At 36.6% G+C, this 18,508-nt stretch carries 20 protein-coding genes; 3 read left to right on the top strand and 17 right to left on the bottom strand.

All coding sequences use genetic code 11. From position 1 onward, the window contains the following. Positions 1-138 precede the first annotated feature (138 nt). The 12 genes from IGJ49_RS01380 to rlmH form a co-directional block, all read right to left on the bottom strand. Entirely contained in the window at positions 139-879 is a 741-nt protein-coding gene (locus IGJ49_RS01380; protein ID WP_010736512.1) for a sugar isomerase domain-containing protein, read from the bottom strand. Next, positions 880-2,130: a PTS ascorbate transporter subunit IIC gene (locus IGJ49_RS01375; RefSeq protein WP_438722210.1), complete on the bottom strand. Its 1,251-nt coding sequence runs from the start codon at positions 2,128-2,130 to the stop codon at positions 880-882. A gap of 4 nt (positions 2,131-2,134) precedes the next feature. After that, entirely contained in the window at positions 2,135-2,416 is a 282-nt protein-coding gene (locus IGJ49_RS01370; protein ID WP_438722209.1) for a PTS sugar transporter subunit IIB, read from the bottom strand. A 12-nt stretch (positions 2,417-2,428) separates the two neighbouring features. Next, positions 2,429-2,860, bottom strand: coding sequence for a PTS sugar transporter subunit IIA (locus IGJ49_RS01365; RefSeq protein ID WP_077151214.1), 432 nt, complete (start codon positions 2,858-2,860; stop codon positions 2,429-2,431). Next, positions 2,857-4,497, bottom strand: coding sequence for a BglG family transcription antiterminator (locus IGJ49_RS01360; RefSeq protein ID WP_438722208.1), 1,641 nt, complete (start codon positions 4,495-4,497; stop codon positions 2,857-2,859). The genes IGJ49_RS01365 and IGJ49_RS01360 overlap by 4 nt, the downstream gene beginning before the upstream one ends. A 229-nt stretch (positions 4,498-4,726) precedes the next feature. Next, on the bottom strand, positions 4,727-5,962 hold the full coding sequence (sstT, locus tag IGJ49_RS01355) for a serine/threonine transporter SstT (RefSeq protein WP_034691300.1): 1,236 nt from the start codon (positions 5,960-5,962) through the stop codon (positions 4,727-4,729). Positions 5,963-6,454: 492 nt separating this feature from the next. Then, positions 6,455-7,048: a hypothetical protein gene (locus IGJ49_RS01350; protein WP_023518987.1), complete on the bottom strand. Its 594-nt coding sequence runs from the start codon at positions 7,046-7,048 to the stop codon at positions 6,455-6,457. A 200-nt stretch (positions 7,049-7,248) separates the two neighbouring features. Further along, entirely contained in the window at positions 7,249-7,587 is a 339-nt protein-coding gene (locus IGJ49_RS01345; protein ID WP_010736519.1) for a DUF4176 domain-containing protein, read from the bottom strand. Further along, a complete protein-coding gene (locus tag IGJ49_RS01340; protein ID WP_062805828.1) occupies positions 7,577-8,173 on the bottom strand; it encodes a hypothetical protein in 597 nt (198 codons plus the stop codon). Before IGJ49_RS01340 ends, IGJ49_RS01345 begins: the two co-directional genes overlap by 11 nt. After that, positions 8,170-9,477, bottom strand: coding sequence for a hypothetical protein (locus IGJ49_RS01335; RefSeq protein ID WP_194179650.1), 1,308 nt, complete (start codon positions 9,475-9,477; stop codon positions 8,170-8,172). Before IGJ49_RS01335 ends, IGJ49_RS01340 begins: the two co-directional genes overlap by 4 nt. Continuing rightward, positions 9,407-9,802, bottom strand: a complete 396-nt coding sequence (locus tag IGJ49_RS01330) for a hypothetical protein (protein WP_153829955.1) — start codon at positions 9,800-9,802, stop codon at positions 9,407-9,409. Before IGJ49_RS01330 ends, IGJ49_RS01335 begins: the two co-directional genes overlap by 71 nt. A gap of 355 nt (positions 9,803-10,157) precedes the next feature. Further along, positions 10,158-10,637 (bottom strand): 23S rRNA (pseudouridine(1915)-N(3))-methyltransferase RlmH, encoded by a 480-nt coding sequence (gene rlmH, locus IGJ49_RS01325; protein ID WP_010736523.1) that lies wholly within the window; start codon positions 10,635-10,637, stop codon positions 10,158-10,160. A gap of 428 nt (positions 10,638-11,065) precedes the next feature. Between rlmH and IGJ49_RS01320 the strand changes: the two genes are divergently transcribed. Further along, a complete protein-coding gene (locus IGJ49_RS01320; RefSeq protein WP_438722207.1) occupies positions 11,066-12,370 on the top strand; it encodes a S1C family serine protease in 1,305 nt (434 codons plus the stop codon). A 49-nt stretch (positions 12,371-12,419) separates the two neighbouring features. Here the strand turns inward: IGJ49_RS01320 and ytpR are convergent, their stop codons facing one another. From ytpR to pepA, 4 genes are all read right to left on the bottom strand, one after another. Then, on the bottom strand, positions 12,420-13,025 hold the full coding sequence (ytpR, locus tag IGJ49_RS01315; RefSeq protein WP_010736525.1) for a YtpR family tRNA-binding protein: 606 nt from the start codon (positions 13,023-13,025) through the stop codon (positions 12,420-12,422). A gap of 269 nt (positions 13,026-13,294) precedes the next feature. Then, a complete protein-coding gene (locus tag IGJ49_RS01310; RefSeq protein ID WP_438722206.1) occupies positions 13,295-13,750 on the bottom strand; it encodes a universal stress protein in 456 nt (151 codons plus the stop codon). Between the two features lie 21 nt (positions 13,751-13,771). Further along, positions 13,772-14,092: a thioredoxin family protein gene (locus IGJ49_RS01305; protein ID WP_019724278.1), complete on the bottom strand. Its 321-nt coding sequence runs from the start codon at positions 14,090-14,092 to the stop codon at positions 13,772-13,774. Between the two features lie 123 nt (positions 14,093-14,215). After that, the gene (pepA, locus tag IGJ49_RS01300; RefSeq protein ID WP_023518981.1) at positions 14,216-15,295 is read right to left on the bottom strand and encodes a glutamyl aminopeptidase; all 1,080 of its coding nucleotides are present in this window, start codon (positions 15,293-15,295) and stop codon (positions 14,216-14,218) included. Positions 15,296-15,496: 201 nt separating this feature from the next. Here pepA and IGJ49_RS01295 point away from each other — a divergent pair, with 201 nt between their 5' ends. Together IGJ49_RS01295 and IGJ49_RS01290 are read left to right on the top strand one after the other, a co-directional pair. After that, entirely contained in the window at positions 15,497-15,847 is a 351-nt protein-coding gene (locus IGJ49_RS01295) for a PepSY domain-containing protein (protein ID WP_169058533.1), read from the top strand. Positions 15,848-15,985: 138 nt separating this feature from the next. Next, positions 15,986-16,945: a glycosyltransferase family 2 protein gene (locus IGJ49_RS01290; protein WP_062805833.1), complete on the top strand. Its 960-nt coding sequence runs from the start codon at positions 15,986-15,988 to the stop codon at positions 16,943-16,945. A 38-nt stretch (positions 16,946-16,983) separates the two neighbouring features. On the opposite strand, the gene IGJ49_RS01285 is transcribed toward IGJ49_RS01290, so the two are convergent. Then, positions 16,984-18,441: an NAD-dependent succinate-semialdehyde dehydrogenase gene (locus IGJ49_RS01285; RefSeq protein ID WP_169058532.1), complete on the bottom strand. Its 1,458-nt coding sequence runs from the start codon at positions 18,439-18,441 to the stop codon at positions 16,984-16,986. Between the last annotated feature and the right edge of the window lie 67 nt (positions 18,442-18,508).

Below are 18,508 nucleotides of genomic sequence, written 5' to 3'. Positions count from 1 at the left end.
ATTGCAAAACAAAAAATCCTATTGATTCTGTCACATTCAGTGGTTTAAAATCAAAGGATTTTTTGCTTTGATAGAGCTTATTAACTATATTCTCAAAAAAGTTATCATTTTAAAATCAATGGTTCACGACGAGCTAGTTTAAGTGAATGGATAATGAATGACCTCTTTGTACGTTTCAAATAATTCAGCATTCAATTGATCGCCACCGTCTATATTGGCAGAATAAAAAATCGGTGGGTGTTTCACTCCCTCAGAAATCAACTGTTCACAAACTTCTACGATGATCGTATTGAGAATGGTCCCTCCAATCACCGTAGAAGAAGGCCCGACCTTTTGTGATAGCCCTGTTAGTTCACAACACGCATCTCCGATATCGCCGTGGTTATCGATCACGATATTCGCAATTTCAAATAATCGTTCCCCTGATGAATGGCGACTAGTTACAGATTTCGAGTAGGATACATTTGTTAGTGCGATGATTTTTACTCCTTTTTCTTTTGCCACTTTAGCTAAATCAATAATGATCGGGTTTCTGCCAGATACTGAATGAAGAATTAATACGTCATTTTCTTTAAAAGGAATCGTTCCGGCTAGGGCCATTCCATAGCCTTCTAATCGCTCCATTTGACTCGTAAAGGTTACTGGATTTCGATCCAACATCACTTCTCGTCCAAATATTGCATTGATCGTCATCATTCCTCCAGCACGGTAATACATTTCCTCTGCTAAAATACCCGCGTGGCTGGCACCAAAAATATAAATAGAATGTTTTTGTAAATTTGATTGAGTCAATAATTCAATCGCTTCTCCAATTGATTGCCTTTCTTTTTCTTCGACAATTGTTAATAGTTCTCTGATTTTATCCATGTAACGAAACATTTAAAACCCTCCAAATAAACTGCTGATTCCTCGTCCAATCATTCCCCACAATGACAAATCGTTTCCGCCAAAAATCAAGATCCAACTTTGGATCGTTGTACTGAAAATCATGGCAGAAAAACCAACTAAAGCAACCATTGTGACAGATGCTGCAATCGTTCCGAGAACTGCCCCACGAAAACCGCCTTGGCCTTCACCAATGACTGCGGCTCCACCACATTCAAAGAAACTTGTAATGACCAATGGTACGATCAGTACACCAAATAACTGGAATGAATTTGCTAAGACAACTAAAATCGTTGAAGTGATCATCGCAACGATAAAACCAATAATGACCGCATTCGGACGATAGTTGAATAGGATCGGGACATCAAAAGCAGGTTTCGCACCTGCTACCACTTTTTCAGCAATCCCTTGGAAAGCTGGAATAATTTGATTAATCAATAAACGAACACCATACAACATGATCAATAATCCAGCACCGAAATTCAACCCAGCTTCAATGGCAAACATAACAAGATTCCCACCTTCTGGAATCAAAACTGGTGCGATGATCCCCACTACCACATTCATAAGAAACATGACCAATGCTCCCGTGATCGAAATTTCACGAAAAAATGAAAGGTTCTCTGGAACATTGATCTCTTCTGTCGATTTTTCTTTATTTCCCACACGCTTTGCCACAAATCCTGAAATCAATGATAAGATCCCTGTCGGATGACCGATCAAGAAAGAATCATCACCGGTAGCATCCCAAACATATTTGCGCATGATCCATGGCATGAATGACCAATAGCAAGCAGACAATAATGCACTAATCCCAATCAGTAAAGTACCAGTTAGACCAGCCTCTACTCCGGCAGCTACAAATACAAATGGGAACCACCACAGCATATGACCAGTCAGAAAAATCGTTTTGACTGGTGTAAAACGAGCAATCAACAAATGGATGATCAATCCTAAGAACATGGCTAAACCGACTGTACCACCGTATTCTGCTGTAAAAGTCACATCAGATAACCCTTCAGTAACTTGCACACCTAATTGTGTCTGGACCGCCGTATTTATAGGAGCTATCGTCCCTACCAACATATTTACACCAGCCGTTAAAGCCACCATCCCAAAGGCTGCGGTCAAGGAACCTTTAATGATTTCTGAAAATGACTTTCGTTGGATGATCAAACCGATCATCGCGATCAGGGCTAAAAGAACAGGTGGATTTTTCAAAATATGATTGCTAATAAAATTCATCAGTCTAGCCCTCCTTATTTGCTAAATATTGTTCTAATTGTGCCTTTACTTCATTTGTATCCATATATTTTTTGATTGGATAAACAGGCGCTTTGACCGAAGCTTTCAGTTCTGGTAGTAATTCATTACTAGTAAAATAAACATCTGCTTGAGTCGCTTTTGCTGAGGATAAATCAGTATTCTCTACTGTAGCTTTGAGCCCTAGTTCTTTGATCACCTTATTAATCGACATTTTTAAAACCATTGAACTTCCAACACCAAATCCACATACTGCTAAAATTTTCACTTTTTTTCCTCCTTAGGTTAGTAATTGGATTATTTTTTCCTTATTTCCCGATAAAATAGTTTGATACTTCACTTCATCCATAAATATGGACATGATTTCTTGCAATTTATCCAGATGGCTCTCACTATCTTTCGCAGCTAAGATCAAAAATATTTTCACCGCTTTGTCTTTCATATCTACTGCATTTTTTACGACTAAAAGACTCATGCTTTGTTCATTCACTCCTACGCCTGGTTTGGCGTGCATGAGGGCAAAATAGTCGGTTAAAACCATATATGGACCATGCTCTTCTACACTTTTGATCATATTATCCATATAAGTATGCGTTATCATTTTGCTTTTTAACAAAGGCTCACTTGCAATCTCAACGGCAGTCTCCCAATTTTCCACTGTATCGATTACTTGGATCTGCTCTTTTGCCAATAATGGATCAATTCTACTCATTCTTTTACCTCCAACATTTTTGAGATGAACCAGTTTTTATCACCTATCCCTTGCATGATCAGTTTCATCACTGCTTCAACTTCTTTCACATCTTCTTGTCGGATCATCAATAATACGATGATATCTGCTTTTTGATTTCCCCAATTAACTGGTTTATCCGCTACTAATATCGCAATAGCAGTCTCTTCTACGAATAGCGGATTACCATGAGGAATCACAAAACCGTTATCGAGATAAGTAGATTGGATTGCTTCTCGGTCAAAAACCGACTGGGTGTATTGTTTTTTCTTATAGTCATTTTTAAAGTTTTGCTGCTCCATCAGAAAATGGATTGCTTCTTCTTTTGACCCATAATGACCAAAATAAATATTGGACGCAAGCAATTGTTTTGTTTTTTCAGGTAAGATCCGCCTTTCTTTCATATGCTCATGATCAATCACTAAATCGATATAATGATTCATGATTCGTTTCATATCGCGACTAGTCACCATGGGTGAAATTCTGACGACAGGCTTTGATTGCTTGGGTATATCGACTGTAGAAATAATAAAATCAATTTCTGATAGATCCATGTAAGTCAACTTATCAATAGAGGCAGTTTCAATGCTGTCAATATCAGGTAAGATTCTTCGTATTTTGGCTGAAACAAATGAACTTGTTCCAATGCCATTCGGGCAGACAAATAATAATTTGTTTAATCGTTTGATCCTCTCGATAGCAGCTTGAAAATGAATGGTGACAAACCCAACTTCATCCTCAGATAGATTCACTTCACTTGGCCAACGAAAATCTTTTAATGCAAACCATACAACCCCATAAATGGACGGATAATTTTGTTTGATTCCATCAATCAATGGATTGACGATCGTTGTTTGCGCTTCAATTCGTAAAAGTAATTGATACAGATGTACTAGAAGATCTTCTTCTAGACGGTTATCTTGTGTTAAATCAATCTGGATACCTTCGCTAACCTTTTGGATCAATTGTCGAATTTTCCCGCGAAAAGCAAAAGGAATATTTTCACTTTTCATAAAGAATTTCAAGCCACTTCCTACGATAATGTAAGTTAAATATTGGACCTCTTCTTGTGTGAACTGATAAATTTTCTGGTCCTCTAATTTTTTAAATAGTTCATACACCAGCGGGTACTTATTGAACTCCAAGAAATATTTTCCATACTGATTCTTACCGATCAAATCTATTTTTTCACCCATTTTTGAGCGTTGGATAATCAATAAAATTGAAATCACAATGCTTTTGAAATAACTTTCTGGAATCTCCATTTGTTTTTCGTTGATTCCTTGACGAAAAGCTTGCTCGATTCTTCTTAAAAGCTGCTGATCTATTAGTTCTGCTACCACTTCTAGTTCATTGAAATGATTAAGGATGGTCCGCTTCAACACACGTTGGATTTGAATTTCATTTCCTTCAAAAAATGTTCCCGAACGATCAAATGTCAAATTCAATCCTTCTTTGGTAAAAATATCTTTCACATAAGAAAGATCATTGGCAATACTACTTCGTGAGACAAAGTATTCATCAGAAAGCTGTTGGTAACTTAAGTGTTCAAAATTCAACAGTCGATTGAGAATGGTTATTCTGCGCATTTTATTTTCCTGATAGTGCATAACTTTCATTTTCCATCACCTTCTATGTTTACTATAATTTTTCAAACAACCGATTAGAAGACCACAAAAATCATTAAAAAATAATGAGATAGTATGCACATTACTAATCGAAGTCTTTTTTTAGTATACTCAGAAACAACTAAATAATTCTACTCACAGTAAAAAATATGAAAAAAGCCAACAGACGATTGCTGTTGACTTAAAAAATGTAATTTGAAATGATGGTAGAAAGATGCCTCTATTGCAATTCACTCAAACGACTTTTGATCGAAACATCCTCGCCATTTCTTTTTCTAGCACCCAATTCACCAATTGCGGTGAATAGTAAGTCACTGGAAGAATTTAAAGCTGTCTCAACTGAGTCTTGGATGACCCCAATAATAAACCCGATTCCTACCACTTGCATCGCAATATCATTTGAGATACCAAATAAGCTACAAGCCAAAGGAATCAATAGTAATGAACCCCCAGCTACTCCAGATGCACCACAAGCAGCTAAAGCCGCCAAGATGCTTAAAATCAATTTTAAGGCGAAAGAAGCTTCGATACCTAGTGCTTGAACAGTCGTTAACGTCATCACTGTAATCGTCACTGCTGCTCCCCCCATATTGATCGTTGCTCCTAATGGAATCGAAATAGCATAAGATTCTTTTGTTAATTTCAGTTTTTCTGCCAACATCATATTGATCGGAATGTTCGCCGCAGAACTACGCGTAAAGAAAGCAGAAATTGCACTTTCTTTTAAACAAAAGAAAATTAATGGATAGGGATTTTCTTTGATAAACAAAAAAGTAAGTAATGGATAGATGATCAAAGCAACAAAGAGCATCGTACCTACTAACACAAGAACTAATTGGAGATACTCGGTCAGTCCAGAAAGACCTGTTGTTGCAATTGATTCATAAACTAACCCCAAAATACCGATCGGAGCGAAAGAAATAATCAATTGAACCACCTGTGACAATGCGACCGAAATCTGATCGATAACTTCTTTCGTTGCTTCCGTACGTGCCCGCAATGCCAATCCTAATAATACCGCCCAAAATAGCACACCTAAATAATTAGAGTCAATAATTGCTTGAATCGGATTTTGCGTGACATTGGTCAGCATCGTTGATAAAACAGTCCCAATATTTTGAGGCGCTTGTTCCGAAGCAGTTTCCTGCAGAGTGATCGGTACCGTAAAAATCGAACTAGTGATCACCGCCACAAAAGCCGCGAAAAAAGTCCCCCCTAAATACAATCCTAAAATCGGTTTTACAAATGTCTCATTCCCCATTTTATGTTTTGCAATTGAAGCTGCAGTCAAGAAAAACACTAACAGCGGCGCAATCGCTTTTAAACAACTAACGAACAACGTTCCTAATAAAGCAATAAATCCCCAGGTCGGTAAAAAAATACCTAATATTATACCAATTAAAATACCGCAACCAATACGTTGAACTAACGACATGTCCAAGAATTTCTCTAACAAACAATCACCCCTTTATAGTTTAACAACCATTTTAACATCTTCATGAGAGAAACAAAAGAGTAATTTTCAGAAAATTCTTATTATTTCGCATATCTATGTGTCCCTTAAAAAAATAACGAACGATTTTGATTTGGAAAAATAAAAAACATCATTGTAATCTTAGGCATAAATTACGAATCCTCTTTCTCAATCCCCCACGATGATACCTTATCAAATAATTATTACAAGATTCCTATGGAACAATGAATGATTTCCTAATTTTTCTTTATTTGGTAGGATTTCTTGATAGATACTCAAAGATACAGCACCTATGTTCCTAAATACTTAAAGGTGGACTAAAAAATAAATACACATTCTATATAAACTTAAATTTTGGAAATTCTAGTAGTCATATTCTTTCTTTTCAAACGTTCTTCTGTTTATTCCCGTAATAGATTAGAATAATGGTTTTAAATGTACAATCATTTCAATTGATAATCTTTCATGTGATTTTTATCTTTTTTCAATTTGATATTTAGAAGATACATCTGGGACTTCTCTAAAATTTGATATGATTTTTCCAAATATTAATGAAGTTGTAGGTGATACTAACAAAACAAAAATAACCTCCCAAAAGTCACCTGATAAAATTGCTGATATAAATAGGTAGCCTACAAATATACCATATACACATGAAAAAAAATTACTCTGAACAACATAGATTTTTGACCTTTTATTTTCAACAAGTACTAACTGTACAATTGTCGTATCTTTAACTAGTTCTTTCACTTTCTTATTGTTATGTAATAGTCGACAGGTTGATATTATTCCATATGTACTAAGAAGACTAGCAATCAATAGAGCTAAATATATTGATTCAAGATAGCCCAAAAATATAAGAAAAGGACTAATTACAAAAACACTGAAAATCCCATAAGATTCAGGAACATAAAATTGTATTTCAGGTGTTTTTTTACCTTCAAAAATTTCTGCTGATCCAGTTACTTTATATGCAGTCCAACTTTCTTTCGGAGCGTTGTTGTAAAAGGTACTAAACGGAAAAAAGTTTCTCAGCCTCATTAACTTAAAATAATCAACAATGTACAATCTATCATTTAATTCCAGTAAATAATATCTGCTATTAATTCTTTTAATCTCTTGGGCACAGTTGTTTCCTATCCTCTAAAGCCTCCTTCAAGTTTCTCAGTTGATTCTGAAAAATTTAGCACTATAAGCTATTACTTAATTAGTTTCAAAACAGTTCTATAGTATTTTATTTCTGTTATTCCATATTAATAACTAAATTTTTAAAACCCAAAAGTTTCTGGTTCCTCTTCAATCTCTCTTTCAATCACTAATTTAGGATAAGGTATGTTTTTTATGTTTTCTTCGTAAGAATCAGCAAACGCTACTTCTTGCTCATCTCGATATCCTTCAAATAAGACTTTCTTTATATCTTTATCATTAAAAAATGCAAAATTGGATTCCGCTATTACACCTTGCGGATAACCTAAAGCAGAATAGTCAAAATAACCAATCGCTCCTTCATTATTAAAAAGCTGTGCCCGTCCAACAATAATAAGTTTGATATCTCCGCCTTTTAATAGCACTACACTTCCTAATGGTAAAATATGTTTATTGATCATGAAATTTTCCTTCCTTTATTTGTTTTTTTAGTATTCCCCCTGCTTTAATTCCTAAAATAGGCGGTACTATTTTTCTTAAACTTGCTAAACTAAACACACCAAATAAAAGTTCTATAAAATCTTCACCTTTTAGCATATGATCAAAAATCGAAATAATAGAAACAAAGAGTATTCCTATAGTCAATAAAAACTCGACAAACAACAATATCCAAAACTTTGGTGAGTTAGATACAACTCCTTGAATTTCATTGGGAGAAAAATTTCTATATTCTTTTTCTCCCAATGAATTAGTTATCATTATTCCTATAAAAACGTGTGCTAACACATATCCTAGACACCACACAAGAAGTAAACTAACTAAAACTGGAAAAATAAGTAATCTATCTAAAATGGTTCCAAACGTCACCATTCCTACCATAAGAACTTGACTTGTCCAAAAAGTTCTACTTTTAGAGTAGCTTTTTCCTGCTGTTTCCGTATAAGCCCCTTTAAAATGTTGTACATATGGAGTGCTCTTTTCAAAATCAAAATATATTGATGAATTTCCTGATATTTTCAAAAGTGGAATAATCTTCTTCTTTTTCATCCGAATATACTCCCTAATGATTGCCCAAAACCGGCAAAGACTTTACCAACATCGTTTTTCAAACTGTTTATTCCTAAAGAAATAGTTTTTCCAATATTATCAAAAGCTTTTTTAGCTTTCCCCGTTTCAATCCAATCATATACATGCTCTCCAAAACTCCCAATACCAGCTCCAATAACTGCGCCTAGTACGGATCCTGCACCAGGTATTGGTATCAAGGTTCCAAGAATGCCCCCAATATAAGCCCCCATAACTTTGCCACTAGCATCTATTATCGTATATGCAACTGTATTTCTAGTTGCTCTTTCAATATCATTATATTTACTCATTTGAGTATCATAATCAAAAGCTATACCTGCAATCGTACCAGCAATCCCTATACCTTTCCACATATTATTACTTCTTACAATTTCCACTGAATCTAATAAATCATCACTAACACTCTCTAATGTTTTAGCGTACCTAGTTGTACGAGAGAACGAATAATTAGAAACTGACTTAGACCCAAGTCTTATTGCTTTTACTTTAGTTGCTTTACCATATTCTTTGATGACACTTAATGTAGTGTTCCCTATAGAATGGGCATAGTCTATCTTCTCAGTCAATTTCTCCAATATTTGCTTCACCTTATTATCAGTTCCAACCTCAGTAAACCACTTTTTATTTATCCCCTCGGGTAACAAATATGAACCATCTGTCCTCACTCTCGTATTCTTTAACACTAATACACCCTGCATTGCCAGTTTCAATTCATCCAAACTATGACTGAATAATCCACTAGTTTGAGAATTGAAATTATGTAATTTTTTTAGCTTATTTTGTAATTGATCAATATCTTGTTGAAAGCTCTCTGACATACGTTCTAGATATCGTTGGACATTTAGCAATGTTTCGAGAATGCCGACGAACGGATTACTTTGTGCTTTGGACTGAACAAAAGCAGAAGTCGTGTCTACTGATGCTTTCATAACTCGCGTCGTCGCCAGTTGCTGGTTCAGTTTGTTCTCATCCAAGTATCCTTCCATTGCTACAATCTGATCCGAGACTTTATACCTTTGTAGCTCCTGTTCAATTTTTTCAATCGCATTCGTTGTTCGTGTAATTGTCGGAATGATCAATTCACTAAATAATCCTTTTCCTGCTGTATATGCTGCACCAGATAATTCGTTTCCGTTAACAGCTGACACGACTTTTTGACTTCCTCTCTTTAGTTGATTGATCGTTTCTTTACTACTAGCTAAGTTCTTCTTTAACGCTGACATAAATTCTGATGATTCCCCACTTAAATGTTCTCCTTTCTGCAAACAACTCTTCTCTTTCTACTTCTAATCCTTGTAAAGTTTTCCTGTACGAAAAATCAAGTTCTTCATGTGCCTGATGAAATTGTTGTTGAAATGTTTGTTGCTTTGCTTCATACTCCTTCTGCATCCAAATTGCATTGGTCATACCTTGTTGGATATCTTCATGATTCAATTCAGATAATTGGCGAAAACCTCTTTGAAGTTCTTTTTCTAATTGAAGGAGCTGGTTTTCTAACCTACGTTTCCCATTTACTAATTCGTCTTGTTGCTGTTCCACTTTCCAAATTTCTTTTTGATTCTCATAGATCATTTCATTGTCTATTGACATTCGTTCACCTTCTTAGATATTTGATGGTTGATTTCTTGCAACATTCTTTTTCCTAAACGATAGCTTTGCTCTTTAGATACTGGTCTTCTTAAACTAAATACGAATTTTTTCTGAATTATTTTCATATTTAAAACGATTAAAGCGATTTTTATTATTTCATAAAAAAATGAGCCCTTTGATCAAATAAAATAACTGATAAAATTAATTTTACACCTTCGACATATTTCCATTTTAATATAATAATCAATTGAAAAAATAAAATATATCATAAAACATCGTTTTAGTCTCATAATCGTTAAAATAACAAAAAAAGACCGCCATTTATTGACAGTCGATCTTGATATGGATAATTATTTCATTTGTGGTACGGAGCCCCAGTATTGATCCGAAATGCGCGATAAATTTGTTCAACGAGGATCAGGCGCATCAGTTGATGGGGGTAGGTCATTTTGCCGAAAGAGATTTGGGCATTGCTGCGTTGCATGACGTCATCGCTTAATCCTAACGAGCCACCGATGACAAAGACGAGCTGGCTTTTTCCTTGGATGCCTAATTGATCAATTTGCTTTGCAAAGGCTTCACTAGTAGGATTTTCGCCTTGGATCGCTAAAGCGTAGACAAATTCATGATCTTTGATTTTTGCGAGTATACGCTCGCCTTCTTTTTCTTTGACTTGGCGCATTTGAGCTTCGCTAAGATTTTCTGGTGCTTTTTCGTCAGGTACTTCTATTAGTTCGATTTTCCCGTAGGCTTTAAGTCGCTTAACGTACTCATTGCTTCCTTGAATCAGATATTTCTCTTTTAATTTTCCTACTGAGATGATTTTTATATTCATAATTATTTCCTTTCCTCATTCTTCCATGTCGATTTATTCCTTCCTTATTATAATTGAGGATGCTTATTCAAGAAAGTGATTTAAAAAAGTTTTCCCACATAGTTATACACATCTTCCACAGGTTTATCCACAGTTTATCGTGGTTTTATTACTTGTTTCATAAGTATTTCTTAAGCAAACATATGTTTCGCACAGATTTTTCCACTTTTCCCACAAGTTGTTGATAACTTTTATGGACAATTATACGCATTTTTTACAAATACTTTTCCACAATTTCTGTGTATAAGTTTGTATTTAATTTTTTCATCTGAAAACAATTATTTTTCCTAATGTTTTTCATAAAAAGTTCACAGTCTGGAAGTAGACTAAATCTAGTAAATAAGTCTATACTTAACTTATCTAGAAAATAATAAATGGAGGCAGATCACATGGACAGAAGAGATGTGACACCAAAAATGAAAAAAAGAAAATCTAATGGCATTTGGCGAAAGCTAGGTCTTGGCGTAGTTGGTGGCGTGATTGGCGGATTACTGACTTTCGGTATTTTTTATGCAGCAACTGGAGGTGGTAACTCAGTAACGACTTCTTCTAGCAGTGGGACACAAAATGCATCAGGCGAAACAGTTGTCGAGAATGTAAAAGTCAATGTAGATTCAGATATCACTTCTGCAGTAGATAAAGTACAAGGAGCAGTTGTTTCTGTTATCAACCTACAAAAACAAAGTTCATCATCTGACCCGTTTGGTTCATTATTTGGCCAACAACAAGAAAGTAGTGGCGAAGATGGCGAATTGCAAGCTTACAGTGAAGGTAGCGGTGTGATCTATAAAAAAGAGGACGGTTCCGCTTATATCGTGACGAATAATCACGTGGTCGATGGACAACAAGGGTTAGAAGTTTTATTAAAAGATGGAACAAAAGTGAAAGCAGAATTAGTCGGTACAGATGCTTACACTGATTTAGCTGTGTTGAAAATCAGTGCTGACAAAGTCGACACTGTTGCTTCATTTGGCGATTCTGCTTCATTGAAAGTCGGCGAACCTGCGATTGCGATTGGTTCTCCTCTAGGTTCTCAATACGCGAATTCCGTAACATCAGGGATCATTTCTTCCTTGAATCGCCAAGTGACAAGTACCAATGAATCTAATGAAACGGTCAATATCAACGCGATTCAAACAGATGCAGCGATCAACCCGGGGAACTCTGGTGGTCCACTAGTTAATATCGAAGGACAAGTCATTGGTATCAATTCAAGTAAAATTGCATCGACTTCTGATTCTTCAAGTGTAAGTGTTGAAGGAATGGGCTTTGCGATTCCAAGTAATGATGTCGTAAATATCATCAATCAACTTGAAAAAGATGGAAAAGTAACACGCCCTGCACTGGGTATCACAATGACCGATCTTTCCGCCGTTTCTACACAACAACAGGAACAGATCTTGAAATTACCATCTTCTGTAACAAATGGCGTGATCATTCGTTCGGTTCAACCAGCAACGCCTGCGGAAAAAGCTGGCTTAGAACAATATGATGTCATCACAAAAATCGATGATACAGAAGTCTCATCTGGTGTTGAATTACAGTCTGTGCTTTATGGTAAAAAAGTTGGTGACACTGTGAAGATCACTTATTACCGTGGCGAAGAAGAAAAAACTGTAGATATCAAATTGACAATTGATAATACTGCATTAAATCAAGGAAATTCAAATAGTTCCAATGGCTCAAATAATTAATAAAAAAAGACGACTATCTCAGTGGAGGTAGTCGTCTTTTTTATTATTGCTAGTTTTTGAATGCTTCGCCAACTATCGCATCTTCAGGTAAAACTAAGATGCCTTTTTTCTCTGGGGCGTTAGGTACGTGAAGTTCCTTTGCAGAGCAAATCATTCCATCACTTTTGACCCCTCTTAATTCTCCAGGCCAAATCATCATACCGTCTGGCATCATTGCACCAGGTTTGGCAACGACTACTTTTTGACCTGCTTCGATATTTGGTGCGCCACAAACGATTTGTAAAACTTCACCACCATCTACTTCAGTTTCAGTTACAGATAAATGATCTGAATCTGGATGGGGTTCACAAGTTTTGACGTAACCAACAACGATTTTCGGCTGGTTGTCTTTTTCGAGTGTTTCTTCAAAGCCAGCTTCCTTGATCAAACGGTTCAATTCAGCTAGTTGTTCTTCTGAGATTGTTACTTGGCCGTTGCCTTCAATTGTTAGATGATCTGAGATATGGAAAAAGTTCCATGCAACGATTTGGCCAGATTCATCTTTGATCTGCGCAACATTCCATTTGCGAATAGCGGTATTTTCCGTCCCTTTATCGTCGGCTACGATCACCATTAGTGTGTCGCCCACATGTGCGCGATTATAAGCAAAAATCATTTTGTTTCCTCCAATATCATTTGTTGAAGTTGTTTTTTATTTATGGCAACTGAATACATCGTACTTTCGGGAAACCCCACATAGTCCAGCGCCAAACTCTCTTGCTTTATCTTAACAAAAAAAGGCGGTTCTTGCATGATAAATTCTCTTAGAAAAGCTTGCCGGAATAAAAAGAAAGCACGGATCACAAAAAAAGACGAGGAAACGAAATGCACCATCTTTCGTTTCCTCGTCTTTTTTGTTCAAGGATCTGCCTATTGAATCAAAAACTAGGCTTCTCTTGGTTCTGAAACGACTAAGACATCACACGGAGCTTGTCGAATCACATAGCTTGCCACACTACCAGTCATAAAACGTTCAACGGCATTTAACCCTGATTGACCAATCATGATCAAGTCGATTTGATATTTCTTTGGTAGTTTTGCTGCCATAGATTCTCTGACCGAACCGTAAGCCACAATACCTTCTATTTTTTGGTAGTCAACGGATTTGCCGTAATTTTTACATTCTTCAATCAATTCTTTTGCTGATTCAGTCTGTTGATCGATCAAGGATTGGTCAATAGGCGTATACCCCATAAATTGATAAAATTGTTGGTCGATCACATTCGTCGCATATACTGTGCCTTCATTTCTACGAGCTACCTCAACGGCTTTTTTGAATGCAGCAAACGCTTGCTCGCTTCCGTCAATTCCAACTAATATTTTCTTATATGCTTGTTCCATTTTTCCCACTCCTCTCGTTTCTCACTGCTGAATCGTTTTTGTTAAAAATTGTTCGATTTCTTCTTTTGTTTTACGATCTTTATTGACCAGACGACCTAGCTCTTTCCCATCTTTGATGACAATAAAACTTGGAATACCGAAAATATTCCATTCTGCTGCTAAGTCGATATACGCATCACGATCCATTTCGACAAATGTCCAATCTGAAAAGCGACGCTCGATCTCTGGCATTTGTGGTTTGATGAAGCGACAATCACCACACCAATCGGCAGTAAAGAAAAAGATATGATTGCCTTTTTCAACATAACCGGCTACTTCTTCAAGACTTTTAGGAGTAATCATAGGTTTACACTTCTTTCTTATTCTATATTCTACTTAAATTATACACCTTTACAAAAAACTGACCAAACTATATCTAAAAAATAAAAAACGAGCAAAAGCGGATAGCCTTCACTCGTTGATTACTTATTTTCCGTAAACGATCGTATTCACCGTTGATTTATCTAAGCCCTTCAATGTTTGGATCAACATTTCTCTGGCTGCTTCAAAGTCACGGATACTAAACATCGTTTGATGCGTATGGATATAGCGCCCAACCACACCGATAACGGTACTTGGGATTCCTTCATTTTGTGTATGAGCAGCACCCGCGTCGGTACCACCTTTTGATACAAAGTATTGATATGGAATATTGTTTGTTTCAGCAATATCTAGTAAATATTCACGTAAACGTGGCAACATGATCAATCCTGGATCTTGGATACGCATCAAGGTGCCTTCTCCTAGATGACCAAATGTGCCTTTTTTCGTTACTGTATCATCTGCTGCAGAGCAGTCTACCGCAAAGAATAGATCAGGTTTGAATTTGTTCACTGAAGCTTTTGATCCACGTAAACCAACTTCTTCCTGGACGTTAGCGCCGGCGATCAGCGTATGACCTAATGTTTCTTTTTCTAGGGCTTCTAATGCTTCCAAGACCATCGTACAACCGTAACGGTTATCCCATGACTTACTGATAATATTTTTGCCGTTTGCTGTTTTGATCGTTTCTGCATAAGGTACGATCGTATCTCCTGGTAGGACACCAAAACTCATTGCTTCTTCTTTTGATTCAAAACCAGCATCAAATAAAATATCTGTTACTTCGACTGACTTTTGACCGCTTGTACCACGTAATAAATGTGGAGGCACGGAAGAAGAAATACATGGGTAATTTTTCCCTGTTGATGTCTTCAATGTAAAGCGTTGAGCCGACACTACATAAGGATTCCAACCGCCTAGCGGAACCACTTTGAACAATCCGTTATCTTGGATTTGTGTCAACATAAAACCAACTTCATCCATGTGTGCTGCCACCATGACACGAGGGGCATCCGCTTCTTGGTGATGGCGCAATCCAAAGATCCCACCTAATCCATCTAATTGTAATTCATCAACTAGTGGCTCCATGTGTTGTTCCATGTACGCGCGGATATCTTGTTCAAAACCGCTTGTTCCTTGTAATTCTGTTAATTCTTTGATACGTTGAAATGTTTTTTCATCCATAATAATGATCGTCTATAATTCAGACTTGTCTCCTTTCAATCTCAGCTTTGATTTGTCTTAAAAAAATAGCATCTGGACAAATCTATCGTGATCATTATACCGTATTTTATTTCAAAACGGTTATTTATTTCAAAGAAAATCCGATAGTGTGGTAAAATAAAGCCAAAGAAACTTGTGTAATTGTAAAGGAGGGCAAGCAGTATGTATGAAGAAAGTGAACAGGCCTATTTCAAAGGTGGTTTAGCTGTCGGACTTGGTTTAGGATTATTAAGTGGCGTGGCAACTGCACTATGGTACAACCGTAACAAAACGATGTCCGCTGATGAAGTCTTAGCTACCATCAAAGAAGCATTTTTAGACGAAGGCTCGATTGAAGGCTCCTGGATCTCTTTTGAGAAAGAACCGACACGTAAATTTGCAATCCATTCAAAAGCTTATCGTGGTGGGATTTCTCGCATAGAAGATGGTGAAGTCGTCTATTATGAATTTTTAGCAGATGCCTATACTGGTACTGTTTTAGATATTTCTAGAAAAAAAGGAACAGGTGCTTGATTTCATTTTTAAAAGATTCTCTTAGAAATAGGCTTTCCTATGGATAAGAGCTTCTTTTTTTGCGTAAAAACTGGTATAAACGTACATGATAGGTTATGCTTAGTTTAAACTTTTTCAATTTATTTAGGAGAGTGAAAAATGAATCACACAGAAAAAATTGCTGTCCTGATTCCTTGTTATAATGAAGAAGCAACGATTCCCACAGTCATTGCCGACTTTAAACGAGAGTTACCAGAAGCAGATATTTATGTATACGATAATAACTCAACGGATAACACCTACGACTTAGCAGTTGCCGCGGGTGCTATTGTAAAAAAAGAACCTCGTCAAGGTAAAGGAAATGTCATACGTCAAATGTTTTTTGACATTGATGCTGATTATTATTTGATGGTAGACGGAGATGATACATATCCAGCCGAAGCCGTACATGGACTTTTAGAAAAATTACGTTCTGGCGAAGCTGATATGGTTATTGGCGACCGTCTTTCTAATGGCACTTACTTTGAAGAAAATAAACGCGCCTTCCATGATTTTGGCAATAATTTAGTTAAAAATACGATCACTCGTTTATATAAAACAAAAATAAGAGACGTGATGACTGGCTATCGCGGATTTAATCGTATTTTTGTTAAAAGCTTCCCAATCATGAGTGCGGGATTCCAAATCGAAACGGAATTGACCATTCATGCCTTAGATAAAAAATTCAAATTAGTTGAGCTCCCTATTGATTACCGTGATCGCCCAGAAGGTAGCGAATCAAAATTGAATACCTTTTCTGATGGCTTCAAAGTCATTATGATGATTATTAAAATGTGTAAAGATTATAAACCTATCCTATTTTTCAATATCTGGACAGTCATTTTCTTTTTAGCTGGTCTGTTCACTGGGATTCCTGTCATTCGGGAGTTTATGTTGACGAGCTTTATTACTAAAGTCCCTTCAGCCATATTAAGTACAGGATTGATGATCCTAGCTTTACTTTCACTAGTTACCGGTATGATTTTAGATACGGTCGTTACAAATGCAAAGAAAGAGTACGAACTGAACCTCTATCATGTTTATCATGAGTATCATCAAAATAAAAAAGAAGAGAGATGATTTTATGCAATCATCCTTCTTCTTTTTTATCTTATCATTTATTTCTCTGATGCAATCGTCACAAACTTCACTTCGACATATTCTTCTACCCCAAAAGTTCCGTTCTCACGGCCAAATCCTGAATGTTTGACTCCCCCAAATGGCGTCGCAGAATTTGAGATGGCCGTGTCATTGACGCCAACCATGCCATATTGCAATTTATTGCTTACATTGTTGATCGTATGGATATTTGTCGCAAAGAAATACGATGCTAAACCAAAAATCGTATCATTGGCATCTTTGATTACTTGTTCTTCGTCTTCAAATGTAATGATTGGAATCACTGGTCCAAATGTTTCATTGTAGAAAATATCCATTTCCTTTTTTACACCATCTAATACTGTCGGTTCAAAGAAGAAGCCATTTGCATATTCTCCGTCCGTTAGACGATGACCGCCAGCCAAGATTTCTGCTCCTTTAGCTACTGCATCTTCTAGTTGTTCTTCAACTTTTTTTACGCCTTCTTCATTGATCAATGGCCCCGTAGTTGGATCGTCTAATCCATTTCCAACAGTCACTTCTCTGATTTTTTCCACAATCAATTTTGTTGCTTGTTCTTTGATTTCTTTATGGATAAAAATTCGATTTGGTGACGTACATACTTGTCCATTGTTGATAAATTTCGTTTTGATCAATGTATCGACTGCTAATTCTACATCAGCATCTGGAAAAATAATAAATGGCGCATGTCCACCTAGCTCCATGGAAACTTTTTTCAAGGTAGGTGCTGCTTGTTCATTTAGAATTTGTCCGACTTCTGTTGAGCCTGTGAATGTGATTTTTTGGATATCATCCGATTCAGATAAAATCTTCCCGATCGTTGAGGAATCTCCCATGACGATATTTACAACGCCATCTGGAAAGCCAGCTTTGTGGAATAGTTCCATCAGCGCAAGTGCTGATAAAGGTGTTGATTTTGCTGGTTTTAAGATAACCGTACATCCTGCGGCGATTGCCGGTGAGATTTTACGAATGATCATATTAGAAGGAAAATTCCATGGTGTGATGGCACCGACGACACCAATTGGTTGTTTACGTGCTTGCCATTGTTTTCCTTCAGGTGAAGGAATGATTTCTCCCATGATTCGTTGACCTTGCGCTGCATTCCAGCGAAGGTTCTCGACATTTGTTTGGATTTCTGCCGTCGCTTGAGCAAGCGGTTTTCCTTGTTCCATCGTCATGATTTTTGCTAAACGTTCACTGTCTTCTTCTACAAGATCAGCCATTTTATTCATTAATTTTGCTCGTTCGCTTGGTGCTGTTCTTGACCAATCTTCGAAAGCCTTGTTGGCAGCCTTGATTGCTTCTTTTGTCTCTTTTTCGCCACCTTGTTGAACGCTTGCTAATGTTTCACCAGTTGCTGGATTGACGACATCAACTGTTCCTTCAGAGCCTTCAAGCCATTTGCCATTAATATAAAGATGAGTTTCTACTTGCGGTAAATCATATTTCCCCATAGTTTTCCTCCTCTATTCTTAATTACATAACAACCGTAACACTAATAAAGTCAAAGCTCAAACCATC

This window comes from Enterococcus sp. AZ171 (genome assembly GCF_051714005.1).
Lineage (GTDB): Bacteria > Bacillota > Bacilli > Lactobacillales > Enterococcaceae > Enterococcus_B > Enterococcus_B pernyi.
This window is presented reverse-complemented; position numbering and strand designations above follow the sequence as displayed.